Source organism: Streptomyces sp. D2-8, from assembly GCF_023184515.1.
Lineage (GTDB): Bacteria > Actinomycetota > Actinomycetes > Streptomycetales > Streptomycetaceae > Streptomyces.
The window spans coordinates 115640-132797 of record NZ_JAAHBP010000027.1 but is presented as its reverse complement, the minus strand read 5'-3'; the positions used below and the strand labels follow the sequence as shown (position 1 = coordinate 132797).

The following is a 17158-nucleotide window of genomic DNA, read 5'->3' as shown; positions in this document are numbered from 1 at the left end:
CGCCCGCCACCGCATCAGCGTCCTGTTCGCCATGCTCCGCGACGGCACCTTCTACGAACCACGCCTCCCCGAAGCAACCGCCGCATGACCAGCTCAGGCTTGACGAAAGACATAGAGGCACCCCCCCCGCGGTTTCCTCCCGCCGGCCCGGGGGTCGCAGCGCAACCCGGCACGGTCCGTCGCCGCGACTTCCCCTGCTGAACAACCGAGGGCGCATAGGTGCGTGTGCGCGGATTCCGTCTTGTGGTGGTCTATCTCATCTGTCCCAAGGCTTAACAGACCCCGCTCTGGTGTCACCAAGCGGTCACGGATAGCGTTGATTCGCTTCACCTCCCCCCCACCTCAACGGAGTTCACAGTGAATTGCCCTGCCCGGCTGGTGACGGCCGCGCTCACCGCATCCGTGGCCCTGCTGCTGACGGCCTGTAATTCGGGAGGGGGTGACGACTCGGACTCCGACAAGATCGAGGGCGCGGATCAAGGGGGCGGGAAGGCTTCGGCTGCGGCCAGTGCGTCCGCTTCGGCTTCGCCGGGTGGTACCGGGCGGCCGGAGATCAAACTGCCGGACTCGTTCCAGATGAACTTCGAGGGCTGGACGAACAGCGACCCGAAGTTGCAGGCGATCATGGACGACGGCAAGGAAGCGCTGCGGGCTGACCACGCGGCGATCATCGAAGCCGACCCTGATGCCAGTTACGTGGCCTTCTACAACTCGGGCGTTGCCCTGGAGTCCTCCCAGAAGTGGATCAAGGGCTATGTGAAAACTGACGATAGCCTGATCGGCAAAGTAAGAGTCTTCGACTCCCAGGTTCGCCTGAACAGCCAGGGGTTGGGTGTGCTCTTCTACTGCGTGGATGAAGGCGAGGCGTCCACCAAGAACCGTAAGACGAACAAGGTCGTGGGTACCCCCACCGACGTGAGTCCGTACCTTCAGTACCGCACGACGCTGGAGAAGACCTCCGAGGGCGTGTGGAAGACGCGTTCAGTGGAGACCGAGCGGGGAGCGTGCGGGCAGTGAAGGGGACAAGTAAGGGCGGCCCTTTCCTGGTCGCGGTGGCGTTAGTTGCCCTGATGACCTCCGCCACGGGCGCGTACGGCTATGGCGAGGGCGACGACGCTGCTCCCACCCAGCCACCGCAGGGCCCCTCAGGCGGGTCCTCCGGCAACATGCTCACTGCGAAAGCCGACGCCACCAACATCAAGGTCACACAGGTCAGCGGCGGCAAGGCGGGCAGCTCCCCCAAGGGACTCGCCCCGGTGGACCCCAGCTGGACGCCCCCACCTTGCTGGTACGAGCCGGTGGCGACGCCTCAGCAGCTGGAGAACGGCGTGGAGCAGCTCAAGAAGGGCGGGGAGCTCGTGCGCGTCACTCCCTCGCTCAGCTGGGGCGAGGATCTGATGGTGAACCACTACGAGAAAGGCGACCAGCAGAGCGACGGCGAAGAGGGCTACGAGAACTTCAACCTCGGCAAGGACGGCATGTTCTGGCGCGGGGTCATCAACAAGAACATGGCGAACGACATCGAAGCGTACGACTGCGAGCGCACGTTGTTCTGGCAGAACGCCGGCACCATCCCCGATGGCGAGCGCGCTCCCACCCCGGACGTCCTCGCCGCCTATGCCTACGACAAGATCCACGTCCCCGACACCGAGATCGAGCTGAAGCCTGAAGGCAAGTCCACGGTGAACCTGCCCACGTGGGTGTGGCTGGACTGGGCGACCTTCAAGGACGTCAAGGTGCGCGCCGAACTGCCCAACACCGGTGTGTGGGCGGAGACCACCGCGAAGCCGGTCACCCTGCACCTGGAGCCCGGAACCGACGACGCCCAGACCTACCCGGCCTCCGGCGACTGCGAGATCAACGACGACGGCTCGATCGGCACGGCGTACACCAAGGGCGACGCCGGCAAGACGCCACCGTGTGGCCTCACCTACCTGCGCGCGAGCAGCGGAGAGCCGTTCCAGCTGACGGCGTCTGTCACCTGGGCAATCTCCTGGGAAGGCTCCGGCGGCGCGGCGGGCGATCTGCCGAACGGCACCTTCGAGACCACCCAGGACATGAACGTCCAGGAGATCCAGTCCATCAACCGCTGATCGCCAGCCTTCCAGCGGCGGTCGGCGAGGACACCAACGGAACAGGAGCGGGGGACCGTGAGCGACCTGTCGATCGACTACGAAGTACTGAACCGGGTGAGGCACAACCTCGACCACATAGCCCACTTGATGAAGAAGCCCGGCCAGGAGATGGAGCGCGTCAGCGGCGATTCCATGGGCGTGCCCGAACTCGCCAGGCGCATGGATGACTTCGGCGACGAGTGGTCGTACGGCATCAAGCAGCTGACCAAGTTTTCCGGGAACGCGTCGAAGGCGCTGCTCAAGATCAAGGAATCCTTCGAGAAGCTGGACGACGACCTTGCCCAGGCGCACAAGAACCAGGGCAAAGGGGGTGGGAAGTAGCCATGGCTGAAGCGAAGTTGGAAGACTTCCCGGCCCTGGGTTTCGTGCCCTGCCCCGGTGACCACACGGTGGCGGACGATGTGGCCAAGACGGTCCGCAGGACGGCGAAGGCACTAGTCGAAATCTGCCAGGTACTGCACGGCACCGGTGCCGGCGACTGGAAGGGAAAGGCGGCAAAAGCCTTCCGGGAGAAGTTCGACGACGAGTTCCGCCCACGCATGGACGACGCCCGAGACTCGTTCCGGGACGCCGCCACCGCCCTGGAGGACTGGGCGGAGTACATGGCGCGCAAGCAGACAGCCGCCGTGAAGCTGGAGACCCAAGCGGCCGAGGTCAACGAGCGGCTGGCCAAGTCGTACGAGAAGGTCGGCAAGCTCAACGATGCCGACGATGACAAGAAGGAAGACCAGGAACACAAGGACAAGGTCCAGGCGGCCAACCGGGCGGTGAACTCCCAGGAAATCGAACTGGAGGAACTCCGCCGCAAGGGCCGCACAATGAAGAAGAACTACCAGGAATACGGCAAGGAGATAGCCGATCGTCTGAACAAAGCCATGGACATCGCCCCGAACGAGCCCGGCATGTGGGACAAGCTCGGGGACGCCATCACGGACCTCGGCGAGGCCCTGGGCGATCTGCCGGGTCAGGTGGGTGAGTTGCTCTCCGACATCGGAGACTGGATCAAGAAGCACTCGGACTGGATCACCGTCGCAGCCTCTGTGCTTGGCGTCATTGCCATCTTCTGCCCAGTACTGGCTCCGCTAGCCATCGGGCTGAGTGCGGTGGCGTTCTTGGCACACGCGGCGAAATATGGCGTGAGCGGGCTCTTCCCGCCCTCTGGTGAGAACGCTGGCAACTGGCTCACGCTGGGCGGCGACCTGCTCGGCATGGTGCCCGGCGTCGGTGCGGCGAAGACAGGCATCGTGGCCGGTGTCAAAGCGGGACGGGGAGCCGGTGGCCTGGCCAATGGCGCCAAGGTCGGTATCAAAACGGCCGGAAAGGTGGCGAAGAACGAGATGAAGGGGGCCGACCTGGTCGCAAACGTGATCGACAAGCCAGTGATGGCTGCCGCCACCAAGCTGGGTGTCTCCCGCGGTACCGCTCTGACTGCCACAGAGGTCACCCAGGCTGTCGTCCAGACCGCCTGGACGGCGCCGACCGCGGTCAATGCCTATCAGACGAGCGCCGGTCGGGCCGACGCCGCCAACTGGGGCACCGGCGTCGGTAACATCGCCACGGGCACCCCGGGCGGCGGAGGAGGCAAAGTTGCCGCCGTCACCGGCGGTGTCGTCGCCGTTGGCAGTGCCATCGGTCTGGGTGCGTGGGAGCTGACGGACTGATGGCCTCTACCGACGCACCGACCACGATCGAGCCTTCAAGTGCCGCCGTCTCTCCCACCGACGCACCAGACTTGTGGTTCGAACTACCGCCGGGCTTCATGGAGTTCGACCTCGGCGAGGATCCCGAGACGAGCATCCTGCGGATGGCGGACGCGGCGGACGCGCTCTTCGCCACCGCGACGCAGGAGCAGAAGTTCAGACTTGTGGTGTCGAGCCAGTACATCCTCCAGATGATGATTGCTGCGGGCGCTGAGCACGTCTCCAGCTGCCTGCTGCGTATGCCGGGGGACGAGCTGTCCCAGGGCACCCTCTGCGTGATCATCGAGAGGCCGGAGACCGGCCCGCAGAGCCAGGACAGGCAGGGGGCAGCGAAACGCACAGCCTCCCAGTGGCGGAGCATGTTCCCGGATGCCGATATCGGGTTGGTCATGCTGCCGTACGGCATCTCTGCCCTGTGCATACGGGATCAGGAACTGCAGATCCCCGGCGAACTCTTCGGCCTGGCCGACCCCATCCCCACCAGGGTCCGACAGGCCCAGTTTTGTGTGCCGCTCAAGACCGGCCCAGGATCGGCTCTCTTCGTCTTCACGACGGAGGACAACAAGCACTGGTCCGAATACCTCGATGTGCTCAGCGGCATCATGAAGTCGGTCTCAACTAAGGAACCGCACAGGGGACACGGCCCAGTGGTCGACGGCTCGGCTGCCGCGGAAACGGAGAAGCCAGCATGATCAGCGTTGCACAAGCAGAGGATGACGCGCGAAAGAGGCGTACGCGGTTCCCCATCCTGCTGGCGGTCGGCATCGGCTGCTACGTGCTCGCCGTGATCGCGGGAATGTCCCTGCTGGTGGACGATGTCGGGTTTGTCGTCCTGGTTCTCCTATGGATCGCGCACGGTGTGTTGCTCAGCGTGCTGATTCATAGGCTTGGAGCCAAAGAGCCGAGTGTGTATGCGGCGCTGTTCATCGTGCTCCTGTCGGCGATCTGCGCGCCTGTCACCGACATGGCGCGCGACAACCTCTCCCTTCAGCAGCGCGGCGAGAGGGTCACAGCCACGGTGGCGAAGGAACGGACCACTCCCGCTAAGGGACGCGAGGGCCCCCACACCCGCTACACCCTGGAGAGACAGGACGGCACTCGGGTCCGAGGACCGGAGATGGACATGACGTCGGACCCCTACGACGTCGGCCAAGTGCTGACGGTGATCGAGGATCCCGAGGGCGAGTTCGCCCCCGAAGCTCTGGGCGACGTGGACGCCACCGGTGAGCTGATCGGCGCAGGAGCGCTCGCCCTTGCCGCACTCATCACCATCGGTTTGACGACATGGTGGGGATCGGAGGCTGCATGGAGACGGGAGGCACGCAAGGGTCCGGGCGTCACACGGAAGGTGTACAAGACTGTCACCCGCAACCACACCACGCAGGCCGAGCAGGAGGAGAAGCTGCGTGACGCCCTGCGCACGTACCCTGCTGACCGTCGCGGCTACATCAAGGTGCGCCCCGAGGACTACCCCGACGTGTCGCAGCGCCGGGCCGCCCGTATCGCCTGGGAGGCGGGCCTGCGCGCGGAGGCTGTGGGCAACCGGGGCTCGTGGCGCTTCGGGGAGACGGTGAACGAGGAAGTTCCGCACGACTGACCGCTCGGTCTCCCGATCCCCGGTCTGCGGGTCCGTTTCACGCTCGTCGCACTGGCCACGTGATCGCCACGATCATTGGACTCGCCTGGAAAACCGGCGGCGAGGCAGAACGCAGCCTGGCAGGAAGGGGGGACCGCGCGTTGAGGGATGCAGAGATCCTGGCCCAATTTGATGGCCGGGGCCGTGCCGAGTTCCTGCTCGGTGGTTTCGAGGCCATGATCTCCGACAAGATCGCGGCGTTCGCGTTCGAACTCGGCTATGAACTCCACGAGATGGACTTCGTCACCAGAGGCCAGTACCGATTGATCTATTTTCGCGACGACTCACCCGATGTCCGCCAGAGGGCCCAGGGCACGCTGGACAGACTACGCGCGGGCGGCGCCCTCTTCCTGCCTCAGGCATGGACCCCCAGTAACGGCACGGCGCATCCCGCGGGCAGGCCCGTCGCCCCGATGGAGGGGCTGGGCGGAGTACGTGGCCGGTGAGCCATGTCGGGGTTGCGGACTGCCCATGCAGGACGGGCTGGGGAGCTGGCCGCCCCTCATGAAGTTGTCCGAGTCGGAGAAGCGCGAGTACGAGTAAGCCGACCGGAGATTCCGCGAGCGGCACGCCGACTGCCGGGATGCTCGGTGGACCATCAGCGGTTCTCGGGTGACGCATTGCTGCTTCTGTTGCCCGCCACCGCCGATGGGGCCGAAGCAGATCGAGGACCTCGCCAGACTGTTCGCTTCCTGGCACTCACAGGAGGAACGCAAGAAAGACCTCGATACCTGGACCTCACCCTCCGTTGCGACCACGTGGTGCCACACATTCAGCATCGCGAGCACACCTACGTTTCCGCTCGCGTCGTCGACTGCCCAGAATGCGGGGAGCGTCGCGGAGCAGGGCTTCGGCGTAGTCAGATGCCGTCTGGTTCGGGTCGATTTACCACGCCACGCGGTGTTCCGGGAGCGGAGCATGCGGCCGGGCTCTGGCCAGGGACAATGCCCGCATGGACACCATCGTTGAGATCCATGTGCCCCTTCGGGAGGCCCCGGGCACTCCGGAGGGTTCTTCTGCCTTCCCCTGGATTGACCAGGTCGAGGACTTCCTTGCTGAACAGGAGGTAGCGGAAGTGCATGACGAAGGAGAGGAGTACGGCGAGGCGTACGTCTTCTTCATCACCGGGGCCGCCGAGGAGGATCTCCTGGCCGTCGCGTCTCGCGTGACCACCGTTCCGGGCATCCCGAGCGGAGTGTTCGCGGTGGTCACGAACGATGAGGCCGAGGAGATCGGTCGGGGGCGACGCGTGGAACTGCCGCTCGGATAGTCCTCGACGGCACCGGCGGGTGACGTTCCGCCGGCTCGACGGCTCCCGACAAGCCGGACAGACACGGACTCCCAAGATCATGGAGTTCTTGACGCCCCGTGACCTGCCTGGAAGACCGTGCCTGCCGACGCATCATCGCCGATCCCGCCTGCCCTTGACCAGCTCAGTGAACATCCAGAGGTGGTGCCGGGGAAGTCCCCGGCCTTCTGCAACGTCTTGCCGAGGTGCCCGACCCGCGCGATCCACGCGGGGTGCGGCATGCCTTACCGTCGTGCTCGCGCTGACCGCGTGCGCCGTGCTGGCCGGGGCAACCTCCCTGCTGGCGGTCGGCGAGTGGATCGTCGAAACCCGCCCCAGCTGCTCGAACCCTTCGGCGTGCGACCGGACCCACTGTGCCCGAAGCGGCACCTGCCCGCGGAAACGACCGTACGCAGACTGCTCGACGGCGACGCACTTGACCGGGCCGTGGGCTGCTGGCTCGCCGACCGTCGCGCCCCTGCCGCATTCCCACTGCGGGGACTTGCCGTCGACGGAAAAGGCCTGCGCGGCGCTGCGAGGGCCAAGGGCCGCAAGATCCACCTGCTGGCCGCGCTGGACCACACCAGCGGCCTCGTGCTGGCTCAGCTGGACGTCGGCGACTGTGTCGGCTGCTGCGCCGGACTGATGGTCGTCCTCATTCCGCTCGGCGTGATGAACGTGGCGGCGATGGCCGGACTGGCCTTGGTGATCTTCATGGAGAAGCTGTGGTCCCGGGGCCCGCTTCTCACCAGCGTCGTGGGCGTCGCCTTCCTCGTCCTGGCCCTGCTCGCCCCGTTCCAGGACTGGCTGCTGCCGGGGCTGCAGGGCTCGATGCCGTCAATGGACGGCATGTGATCACCCCTGTACGTGCCAGGTCACTTCCCTGGCGCTCCCGCCGGCTCGTCGGATGTGGGTCCGCTCGATGAGCGGCTCGGCGCCGCTGCCCACCACGGGGGCGATTGCCGGCGTGGACCGGTTTCCCGACCGGGACGTGAGGTGCAAGCTGGAGGGGAGGCCACCCTCCCGATCCCGGGAGCGGGCTCGGGATACGCGGTCTCGCCACTCCGAGTGAGCTCTTCGGGCTCGGCAGGAGGGAAGCGAGATGACAGAACAGGCCACCACCGTGACGCGCTGGCACCTGGCCGGCGACTGGTTCGACGTGTGCAAGTGCGCCATACCCTGCCCCTGCACGTTCGCGCAGCCCCCGACCTACGGTGACTGCGAAGGCGTACTGGTCTGGCACATCCGGAAAGGCGACTTCGGCGACGTACAGCTCGACGATCTCAACGTCCTGATGCTCGGCTCCTTCGAGGGCAACCCGTGGGCCGGCACGCATACCGATCCGTACGCCGCGGTCTTCCTCGACGAACGCGCCGACGACCAGCAGCGGGCTGCACTCGCGGCCGTCTTCGGCGGTGAGGCGGGCGGATGGCCGGCACAGTTCGGGGAGATGTTCCACCCCGAGATGCGTGGCATGGACATCGCCCCCATCCAGGTGGAGATCGATGAGGACCTTGCCACCTGGCGAGCCGAGATCCCCGGCCGTGTCACGGCGACCGCCGAGGCTCTCACCGGCCCGACCACCCCGAACGGCGCACGCGTCCAGGTCCACAACGCCCCAGGCGCCGAAGTGGGGCCCGGCCAGATCGCCACGTGGGGCCGGGCCACCGTCGACCGCGCCGACGCGTTCGGCTTCTCCTGGGACCGCTCCGGCAAGTCGAGCAAGCACTTCCCGTTCGACTGGAGCGGCCCTGACTGATGATCCGGCTGCCCGGCCCGGTCGCGTACGACGCACGGCCTCGGCGTCTCGCGGTGGCCGGTCGTCAGCCGAGGATCACGCGCTTCTGTTCCTCGAACTCGGCCTCCGTCAGCACGCCTTGGTTCTTGAGTTCGCCGAGTTGTCTCAGCTGTTCGATCTTCCGGGGAACTCGACAACCGGGTAGTCGATCGCCCACCTCGCCCAGTTCTTCGAATTCGTCGCTCACGGCGTCACCTCTGGTGCTCGCGGCCGTCCCCCTGTGACACCCCCACGTCACCTACTCCACTACCTCAAGAGTCCAGTAGTCCCATTGCAGCATCGGGCCGCGGCCCGATGCTGCTCGGTACGCCGGTCACCCGACCGGTTGGTCCAGGTCGCGCGCGGTGTGTCGCAGGGGTCTGCTGAGGCCATGAGCGACGGCGGTGACGACCGGCTCGCGGCTCACGAGCGCGGCGAGCTGGGCGAGTTGCGGAAGCGAGTGAACGCCCTGGAGAGCGCCGCGTCACGCCGGGCCGCGCGGCACCACCCGTGGCGCTCGCTCGGCTCGGTCCTGCTGATCCTGCTGGCCGCGCTGCTGTCGCTGCTGTCCGTCGTCGCGGTCTGGGCGAACAGCATCGTGCAGGACACGGACCGCTACGTCGACACCGTCGGTCCGCTGGCGAGCGACCCCGATGTGCAGAAGGCGGTCACCAACCGGGTCACCTCCGCCGTGCTGGCGCAGGTCGACGTGGACGCGCTGGTCGAACAGCTGACGGACGCGGCCGCCCAGGAGGGCGTCCCACCCCGGCTGACCCAGCTGCTGGGCGATCTGGACGGCCCGATCGAGAACGGGCTCACCCAGCTGGTCAGCAGCACGGTGGAGCGGGTGGTCACCAGCAGTGCCTTCCAGACGGTCTGGGTGAACGCCAACCGCAGGGCCCACTCGGCCCTGGACAAGGCCCTGACGGGCCAGTCCGACAGCACGGTCGAGCTGGAGGACAACAAGGTCGTCATCGACCTGGGGCCGATCGTCGCCGACGTCAAGAACCAGCTGGTCGACGCCGGATTCTCGCCCGCCGCGAAGATCCCGGCCCTCCGCACGGACTTCGTGGTGTTCGCGTCGACGGACGTCGGCAAGGTCAAGACGTATGTGCGCGTGCTGGAGATCCTCGGCGGCTGGCTGCCCGTGATCGCGTTGCTGGTCGCGGCCTGCGGCGTGTATGTCGCGTTCAACCGGCGGCACGCGTTGATCGGGACCGCGCTGGCCGTGTTCGTCGCCATGCTGGTGCTGGGGATCGGCCTCACCGTCGCCCGTGACGTCTACCTCGACCGTCTGCCTCCCGGGGCGTCCCGGGCCGCGGCGGGATCCGTGTACGACGCGCTGGTCAAGTTCCTGCGCGCGGGAGTTCGGGCGCTCGGCGCCGTCGCCCTCTTCACCGCCGCCGGCGCCTTCCTCTCCGGGCCGTCCCGACCGGCCGTACTCACCCGCACCGGCTGCCGGAGGGGCATCGGCGGTCTGCGCGACGTGGCGACGTCGGCGGGGCTCCGGCTCGGTCCGGTCGGGCGGTTAGTCCACCGCTTCAAGCGCGGGATCGGGGCGGCCATCCTGGTGGTGGCGGCGGTCGTCCTGTTCACGTGGAACTATCCGACCACCGCCGTCGTGGTGTGGACCGCGGTGATCACGCTGGCGGCCTTCGCGATCCGGGAGTTCCTCGACGCTCCCTCCACGCCGCCCGGCACCGGTCCACCGGCCGGAGCCGCCGCCTGAGGCCCTGTCTTCCAGGGCTCAGTGGAGGATCTTCTCCTTGGCCCGCTGGAACTCGGCGTCGGTGATGTCGCCCTTGGAGCGGATCTCGGAGAGCTTGGCGAGTTGTTCCGCCTCGTTCCGGGGCTTCGCGCCGGTGCCGGCCGTCTCCCGGACGTAGTCGTCGAACGCCTGCTGCCGGGCCTGGACGTGCCGGACCTCGCGGTTCCCCATGCCTTTGCCTCGGGCCAGGACGTAGACGAACACGCCGAGGAAGGGGAGCAGGATCACGAAGAGGAGCCATCCCGTCTTGGCCCCTCCGCCGAGCGTGTCGTCCCGGAAGACGTCTCCGATGATCCTGAAGAGCAGGACGATCCACAGCACCCACAGGAAGATCCACATGACGGTCCAGAACGCTCCGAGGACCGGGTAGTCGTACGCCAGATTCATGTCACCGCTCCTTCTTCCTCGCCCCCGCCGGACCGGACTCCGCCGAGCGGCGCTCCGGTTCTCCTCGTCGTCCCGAGTCCTGACCGGCTGCCCTTCCACCATGGCGACGGCCGGCTTCCGCTGCCTCACCCCTGACGGGTGACGCCCCGGGCTCCCGCCACACCGGCCCCGCGAACCTCACCCGTCACGGGTGATCACCCCGCGCGGACCGCGCCCCACGATCGGAAGGGCAGCACCGGTCGCTGCCGTGACGAGGAAATGAGGAAGACACATGACAACGACCACCCACCACCGCTCAGGATCCTCCGGAGTGGCCGCCGGCGGGCTGGTGACGTTCGCCGCCGTCCTGCTGTTCGTCGCCGGCATCCTGGATCTGTTCCGGGGCATCATGGCGATCGCCAACGACGCCGTGTACGTCTCCACCCCCGACTACATCTTCAAGTTCGACCTCACCAGCTGGGGCTGGATCCAGCTGATCCTCGGCGTGATGGCCATGGGTGTGAGCGCCGGCCTCTTCTCGCGCGCCCTGTGGGCCAGGGCCGTCGGGGTCGGCATCGCCGGTCTGCTGATCATCGCCAACTTCCTGTCGATCCCGTACTACCCGGTGTGGTCGCTCACCCTGATCGCGCTGTACGCCTTCGTCATCTGGGCGCTGTGCACCGTACGGGAGGACTGACCCGGACGCCGCAGCGCGTGCTCCGCGCTGCACGGCTCACAGGCGGATGATGACCAGCACCGTGTCGTCGGTGTTGCCGGTGGACGGCAGAAGGTCGGCCAGGACGGCGTCGGCCAGGGCCTCGGGCCGGGCTCGGCCATGGCGGACGAGCGAGTCGGTGAGGCGGGCCAGGCCGGTGTCGATGTCCTCGTCGCGGCGCTCGATCAGGCCGTCGGAGTACAGGACCAGGGTGGCGCCCTCGGCGAACGGCGTACTGGCCTCCGGCCGCCGGACGTGTTCGGGGCGGGCGCCCAGAGGCGGGTCGGTCGCCTGGTCGAGGAAGGTCACCGTGCCGTCGGGGTGGAGCAGGGCGGGCGGCGGATGGCCCGCGCTGCTGTACGTGAGGGTGTGGGTGTCCCAGTCGATGTAGGTCTTCACCACCGTGCTCGACTCCGCACCGTCGACATGGCGGGCGTACAGGCCGAGGGCCTCCAGCGCCCGGGCCGGGCCGTCGGCGACCCGGGCGGCCGCGCTCAGCGCGCTGCGCAGCTGCCCCATGACACCGGCCGCCTCCAGGCCGTGCCCGACGACGTCACCGACGGCGACCGCGATGCGGTCACCGGGCAGGTCGACCAGGTCGTACCAGTCGCCGCACACGTTCAGCGTGCCGACGGCGGGCCGGTAGCGGACCGCTGCGCGGTGGTGCCCGACCGGGGTGGGGGCAGGCAGCATCGCCGCCTGCAGGGCCAGGGCGACCTCGCGCTCGCGCGCGTGGGCCCGGCGCAGACGTTCGTTGACTTCCTGCAGCTCCCGGGAGCGGGTGTAGAGCTCCGCCTCCAGTACGCGGGCCCGGCTGCTGTCGCTGCCCGTGCCGCCGCGGGCACGGATGAGTTCGGTGACCTCCTCCACCCGGTGCACGATCAGAACCACCCGCCCGTCCGGGTCCAGCACGGGTGCGTTGACCGGGCTCCAGAAGTGCTCCACCCACTGGCCGGGCAGCTGGGAGTCCTCGATGTCGTAGCGCAGCAGCGCCATGGTGTCGCGTTCGCCGGTGGACACCACGCGCTGCATCGATGCCTGGGTCTCCCGCATGCCGGCCGCGGCCGGGTCGTTGGGGTTCTCGGGGAAGACGTCGAAGATGTAGCGGCCCAGAAGCTGCTCACGGCTGCGCCCGGCCAGCCGGAGGAAGTCCTCGTTGGCGTCGGCGTACACCAGGTCGGGGGTGAGCAGCGCGACCATGCCGGGCAGGGCGTGGAAGACCGCCGCGTAGTCGATCTGCGGTTTCCTCATGTGCTGCCCGCCTCGGCGCCGATCGTCACTGTGCTGCTCCACCATAGGAGCGAACACCTCGCGCGGCCGGGCCATTGCCCCGGCGGGGGCCGGGGGTCACCTGGGCGGCCCCCGCTCTGAGGGGGACGCCCGGGGGCGGGCCGCTAGGAGAGGATCCCCGCCAGGGTTCCCGCGAGGGTCAGGGCGAGGAAGGCCGCGCCCCACGTCATGGCATGACGTGTGCGGCGGTACTTGATCGACACCGTGCGGTTCAGGAGCTCCCGTTGGGCCGCGGCGCCAAAAGCGTGGGGCCGGGGGCGGGACGGCGGCTCAGGCAGCCCCAGCAGGACCAGGGCCGGGGCGCAGGCCGCGCAGCCGGTCCAGAGGAGGAGCTGGGGGATCGCGGCGTACTGGGCCGGTGTGATGACGCCGGCGGTGATCGCGGTGAGGAGGGCGGTCAGGGCTGCGCCGAGGGTGGCCAGGGTCAGGCCGGCTCGGTGGTCGGCCCTCGCCAGTTCCGCGCGGACCGCCTCGGGCAGGAGCGGACGGTCGAGTTCCGCCGTGTGCTCGCCTCGGAGTGTGGTCATGCGTACCCCTCGCTGGTCAGCGGTTTCTTCCGAGTACCCCAACGAGGGTGTCCCACACCGCGGTTCAGGTGTTCCACGTCTCGTCGTACGGGTCGTGCGGTGTCGGGACCGGGCGGGAGCCGGTCACCTCGAGGTAGGGGATCGGGCCGTTGTTGACCGGGTCCTTCATGCGGCGGGGTGTGTAGGTGCCGGTGATCTCCAGCCAAGTGTCCGGGCGCAGGACGGGAGGGATGTTTCCCGTCAGGGCGATCTTGACCGGCTGGGCGTCGGCCGCACAGCAGTTGAGGCCCATGCGGACCAGGTAGGGGGCGCCTGCCCGGTCGAGCGTGACGAAGCCGGTGATCTTCAGTGTGCGGTCGTGGAGGGAGCGGCCGTCGTCGTAGATCGCGCGGCCGGCGTAGTCGGCCACGGCGAGGCGCAGGGGTGCTTCGCCGGTGGGGAGGGCCGGGAAGCCGAAGGGTTTCGTCAGGGCCGTGCCGGTGTGCGCCGCGCTGTAGGAGCCCAGGGCCGGCGGGGCGACCAGGATCAGGGCGAGGACCGGGAGCGTGAGGAGCCAGGAGATGCGGGGTTCACGGTGGTGGTGGTCGTGGGCGGGGGTGCTGCGGCGGTCGTACCAGAGGGTGGCCGCCGCCGTGGTGATGAGGGCCGCGCCTGCCAGCAGGACCAGGGGGCGCAGGCCTTCCTTGACGTAGCGCAGGTAGAGGTCGGTCGTGCCGGCGTGCAGGAGGGTCGCGCCGAGCAGGAAGAGGAGGGCCGTCTGGGCCAGGCGGTTCACAGCAGGACCGATCCGGTCAGGGCCGATACGACGACGGCCAGGGCGAAGGTCGCGGGGGCGAAGCGCAGGGCGAAGGCGCGGCCGAAGGTGCCCGCCTGCATCGCGAAGAGCTTCAGGTCGATCATCGGGCCGACGACCAGGAACGTCAGACGGGCCGTCAGGGAGAACTGGGTCAGGGACGCCGCCACGAACGCGTCCGCCTCCGAGCAGATGGAGAGCAGGACGGCCAGGGTGGCGAGGACCAGGACCGACAGCACGGGGTTGCCGGCCGCGAGGCCCAGCCACTGCGCCGGGACCACCGCCTTCAGGGTCGCCGCGGCCATCGCGCCGACCACCAGGAAGCCGCCCGCGTGCGTCACGTCGTGGCGGACCGAGTCCCAGAAGGCCGGCCCCTTGCCCTGCCCCTCGTACGACGCGCGGGCCGGGGGACGCAGCCAGTCCGTGCGGCCGAGGCGGTGCCAGAGCCAGCCCATCGAGCAGGCCACCAGCAGACTCGCGACGAAACGGGCCAGGACCATCTCCGGGTTGCCGGGGAACGCCACGGCCGTCGCCGTCAGCACGATCGGGTTGATGGCGGGTGCCGAGAGGAGGAAGGCCAGGGCCGCCGCCGGTGTGACTCCTCGGCGGACCAGGGCACCGGCCACCGGCACGGACGCGCACTCGCAGCCCGGCAGGACCGCGCCCGCCGCGCCCGCCACCGGGACCGCCAGGGCCGGGCGCTTCGGCAGGGCCCGGGCGAAGAACGACGGCGGCACGAACACCGCGATCGCCGCCGACAGCAGCACCCCGAGCACCAGGAACGGCAGCGCCTGGACGATGACCGCGACGAACACCGTCATCCAGCTCTGCATCACCGGTGCGGCCAGGGCCCCGCGGATCGGGTCCTGGAACATCACCGCCGTGAGCAGCAGAAGGGTCAGCAGGAGGGGGGAGTTGAGGTGCCGGCCGTCGTCTGCGCCGCCGTCCGCCTCGGTGTCCTCGCGCTCAGCGCTGTCCTGCGGGGCGGTCTTCGTGATGGCCACGGGCCCGGTACCTCCGGTGGTGCGCGAGGGCATTCCCCATTCCCTCCTCCTGCGTACGGACGGCGACGGCCCGGCGTTCACGCAACGCCGTCCCCTTCTGGAACCGGTGGTCCCGGTGAGGCAGTCTTCTCCTCGTGGGGAGCGTTCCGAACCAAGGTCAGCCGAGTGATCCGGCCACGCACATGATCGTGTGCGGTGACGACGGGCTCGCGCACCGGCTGGCCGCCGAACTCCGTGGTGTCTACGCCGAGCAGGTCACGCTCGTCGTACCGCCCTCCGGGAGGCGGGTGCGTCAGCCCGTGGTCGGACGGGCCCGGGCCGCCTCCGCGGCGCTGCTCGACCGGGTCGTGAACGCGGCCGTCAACCGGGCGGGGGCGAGCGGCGGCGAACCGGCCCCGAACGAACAGGTCGTGGAGGCGCCGGAGATCACCGAGGCCGTGCTCACCGAGGTGGGTGCCGACCGGGCGGCGGCGCTCGCGCTCGTCTACGACGACGACGAGACCAACATCCGCGCCGCGCTCACCGCCCGCCGGCTCAACCCCCGCCTCCGTCTCGTACTGCGGCTCTACAACCGGCGGTTGGGGCAGCACATCGAGGAACTGCTGGACCAGACCGCCGCCGTCGCCGCCGGGGACGGGCGGGGAGCGGGCCTCGACGCGTCGACGACGGTGCTGTCCGACGCCGACACCGCCGCGCCCGCGCTGGCCGCCACCGCCCTGGTCGGCACGAGCAAGGTCGTCCAGACGGAAGGACTCGTGCTGCGTGCCGTGGAGCGGCAGCCGCCGCGGCCGGGCGAGGTGGCCGACCCGGGTCTGTGCACCCTGGCCCTGCTGTCCGCGACGAGCAACGACCCGGCCGGGGCGGACGGTTCCGAGGGCAGCGGGGAGCAGGGGCCGCACCTGCTGCCGGACGAGGCGGCGGTGGCGTCGGCGACCGGGCGCGGGACCGTCGTCCTGGAGCAGGTGTCGTACTCCGGGCCGTCCCTGCCCCCCGGGCGGGGTGGTGTGCCGCCGTTCGCCTCGCTGTTCTCGCGCCGGCTGCGGTGGTCGCTGGCGGGGCTGGTGGGGTGTGTGCTGGCCCTCGCCGTCGCGCTGATGATCGTGACCGGGGAGCATCCGCTGTACGCGACGTACGTGACGCTGCTCGATCTCTTCGGCATCAACGACCCCGCGTTCCACGAGTCGACCGGACAGCAGGTGCTGCAACTGCTGTCCGGGCTGGTCGGGTTGCTGCTGCTGCCGGTGCTGCTGGCGGCGGTGCTGGAAGCACTCGGCACGTTCCGCACCGCGTCCGCGCTGCGCAAGCCGCCGCGGGGGCTCGGCGGGCATGTGGTGCTGCTCGGGCTCGGCAAGATCGGGACGCGGGTGCTGACGCGGCTGCGGGAGCTGCACATTCCCGTGGTGTGCGTGGAGTCCGATCCGGACGCGCGGGGGATGGCCACGGCGCGGCGGCTGCGGGTGCCGGTGGTGCTCGGGGACGTCACGCAGGAGGGGGTGCTGGAGGCCGCGAAGATCCACCGCGCGCATGCGCTGCTGGCGCTGACCAGCGTGGACACGACGAATCTGGAGGCCTCGCTGTACGCGCGGTCCGTGCGGCCCGATCTGCGGGTCGTGCTGCGGCTGTACGACGACGACTTCGCGACGGCCGTGTACCGCACCCTGCGGGCCGCGCATCCGTTCGCCCTCACGCGCAGCCGGAGTGTGTCGCATCTGGCCGCGCCCGCGTTCGCCGGGGCGATGATGGGGCGGCAGATTCTGGGGGCGATTCCGGTGGAGCGGCGGGTGCTGCTGTTCGCGGAGGTGGCCGTGGCCGGGCATCCGCAGCTGGAGGGGCGCACGGTCGGGGAGGCGTTCCGGGCCGGGGCCTGGCGGGTGCTGGCGCTCAATACGTCACCTCCTGGCGGGCGGCGGGGAGAGGGCGAGACGCCGGGTGAGGAGCGAGTGCCGGCTTCGGGGCTGGTGTCGGACCTGCCGTCCACCTATGTGCTGGGGGCCGAGGACCGGGTGGTGCTGGCGGCGACGCGGCGGGGGCTGGCGGAGCTGCTGGGGCGCAGGCGGCGGGAGCGGACCGGGGCGTGACGCCGAGCGGTGTTCCGCACAGCCCGGCGTCAGAAGCGTGCCCGGTGCCGAGGCCCCAGGGGCGCGGGGAACCGCGCGACC

The 17158-nt window shown here is 69.1% G+C and carries 17 protein-coding genes and 2 pseudogenes; 13 read left to right on the top strand and 6 right to left on the bottom strand.

All coding sequences use genetic code 11. The annotated features are described in order from the left end of the window. Window positions 1-402 precede the first annotated feature (402 nt). From G3I77_RS36055 to G3I77_RS36010, 10 genes and pseudogenes are all read left to right on the top strand, one after another. Window positions 403-1017 (top strand): hypothetical protein, encoded by a 615-nt coding sequence (locus G3I77_RS36055; protein WP_248510721.1) that lies wholly within the window; start codon window positions 403-405, stop codon window positions 1015-1017. A gap of 53 nt (window positions 1018-1070) precedes the next feature. Continuing rightward, window positions 1071-2093, top strand: a complete 1023-nt coding sequence (locus tag G3I77_RS36050; RefSeq protein WP_248510720.1) for a hypothetical protein — start codon at window positions 1071-1073, stop codon at window positions 2091-2093. Window positions 2094-2150: 57 nt separating this feature from the next. Next, window positions 2151-2456: a hypothetical protein gene (locus G3I77_RS36045; protein WP_248510718.1), complete on the top strand. Its 306-nt coding sequence runs from the start codon at window positions 2151-2153 to the stop codon at window positions 2454-2456. A 2-nt stretch (window positions 2457-2458) separates the two neighbouring features. After that, window positions 2459-3796 carry a WXG100 family type VII secretion target gene (locus G3I77_RS36040; protein WP_248510716.1) on the top strand — a complete coding sequence of 446 codons (1338 nt, stop codon included), beginning with the start codon at window positions 2459-2461 and terminating at the stop codon, window positions 3794-3796. Beyond that, window positions 3796-4527 (top strand): hypothetical protein, encoded by a 732-nt coding sequence (locus tag G3I77_RS36035; protein WP_248510714.1) that lies wholly within the window; start codon window positions 3796-3798, stop codon window positions 4525-4527. Before G3I77_RS36040 ends, G3I77_RS36035 begins: the two co-directional genes overlap by 1 nt. Next, complete coding sequence (locus G3I77_RS36030; protein ID WP_248510713.1) at window positions 4524-5432, top strand: hypothetical protein; 909 nt, start codon at window positions 4524-4526, stop codon at window positions 5430-5432. Before G3I77_RS36035 ends, G3I77_RS36030 begins: the two co-directional genes overlap by 4 nt. Window positions 5433-5491: 59 nt before the next feature. After that, on the top strand, window positions 5492-5917 hold the full coding sequence (locus G3I77_RS36025) for a hypothetical protein (RefSeq protein WP_248510712.1): 426 nt from the start codon (window positions 5492-5494) through the stop codon (window positions 5915-5917). Between the two features lie 506 nt (window positions 5918-6423). After that, window positions 6424-6741 (top strand): hypothetical protein, encoded by a 318-nt coding sequence (locus G3I77_RS36020; RefSeq protein WP_248510711.1) that lies wholly within the window; start codon window positions 6424-6426, stop codon window positions 6739-6741. Between the two features lie 639 nt (window positions 6742-7380). Next, window positions 7381-7614 (top strand): annotated as a pseudogene (locus G3I77_RS36015) (DUF2182 domain-containing protein); the annotation flags it as partial. Window positions 7615-7861: 247 nt separating this feature from the next. After that, window positions 7862-8518 (top strand): DUF1326 domain-containing protein, encoded by a 657-nt coding sequence (locus G3I77_RS36010; protein WP_248510710.1) that lies wholly within the window; start codon window positions 7862-7864, stop codon window positions 8516-8518. Window positions 8519-8582: 64 nt separating this feature from the next. On the opposite strand, the pseudogene G3I77_RS36005 reads toward G3I77_RS36010, so the two are convergent. After that, window positions 8583-8678: pseudogene (locus G3I77_RS36005) on the bottom strand (SHOCT domain-containing protein); the annotation flags it as partial. A gap of 249 nt (window positions 8679-8927) precedes the next feature. Between G3I77_RS36005 and G3I77_RS36000 the strand changes: the two are divergent. Continuing rightward, window positions 8928-10265, top strand: a complete 1338-nt coding sequence (locus G3I77_RS36000; RefSeq protein ID WP_248510709.1) for a hypothetical protein — start codon at window positions 8928-8930, stop codon at window positions 10263-10265. Between the two features lie 18 nt (window positions 10266-10283). On the opposite strand, the gene G3I77_RS35995 is transcribed toward G3I77_RS36000, so the two are convergent. Continuing rightward, window positions 10284-10691 carry an SHOCT domain-containing protein gene (locus G3I77_RS35995; protein WP_248510708.1) on the bottom strand — a complete coding sequence of 136 codons (408 nt, stop codon included), beginning with the start codon at window positions 10689-10691 and terminating at the stop codon, window positions 10284-10286. 271 nt (window positions 10692-10962) lie between these two features. Here G3I77_RS35995 and G3I77_RS35990 point away from each other — a divergent pair, with 271 nt between their 5' ends. Then, complete coding sequence (locus G3I77_RS35990; RefSeq protein ID WP_248510707.1) at window positions 10963-11367, top strand: hypothetical protein; 405 nt, start codon at window positions 10963-10965, stop codon at window positions 11365-11367. A 36-nt stretch (window positions 11368-11403) separates the two neighbouring features. Here the strand turns inward: G3I77_RS35990 and G3I77_RS35985 are convergent, their stop codons facing one another. The 4 genes from G3I77_RS35985 to G3I77_RS35970 all read right to left on the bottom strand — a co-directional run bounded on the left by G3I77_RS35985 (window position 11404) and on the right by G3I77_RS35970 (window position 14999). After that, window positions 11404-12636 (bottom strand): PP2C family protein-serine/threonine phosphatase, encoded by a 1233-nt coding sequence (locus tag G3I77_RS35985; protein WP_248510705.1) that lies wholly within the window; start codon window positions 12634-12636, stop codon window positions 11404-11406. A gap of 143 nt (window positions 12637-12779) precedes the next feature. Then, the gene (locus G3I77_RS35980) at window positions 12780-13202 is read right to left on the bottom strand and encodes a hypothetical protein (RefSeq protein ID WP_248510704.1); all 423 of its coding nucleotides are present in this window, start codon (window positions 13200-13202) and stop codon (window positions 12780-12782) included. Between the two features lie 64 nt (window positions 13203-13266). Beyond that, on the bottom strand, window positions 13267-13977 hold the full coding sequence (locus G3I77_RS35975) for a TIGR03943 family protein (protein WP_248510703.1): 711 nt from the start codon (window positions 13975-13977) through the stop codon (window positions 13267-13269). After that, on the bottom strand, window positions 13974-14999 hold the full coding sequence (locus G3I77_RS35970; protein WP_248510702.1) for a permease: 1026 nt from the start codon (window positions 14997-14999) through the stop codon (window positions 13974-13976). The genes G3I77_RS35975 and G3I77_RS35970 overlap by 4 nt, the downstream gene beginning before the upstream one ends. A gap of 182 nt (window positions 15000-15181) precedes the next feature. On the opposite strand from G3I77_RS35970, the gene G3I77_RS35965 reads away from it, so the two are divergent. Continuing rightward, window positions 15182-17077, top strand: a complete 1896-nt coding sequence (locus G3I77_RS35965) for a TrkA family potassium uptake protein (protein ID WP_248510739.1) — start codon at window positions 15182-15184, stop codon at window positions 17075-17077. The last annotated feature ends 81 nt before the right edge of the window (window positions 17078-17158 follow it).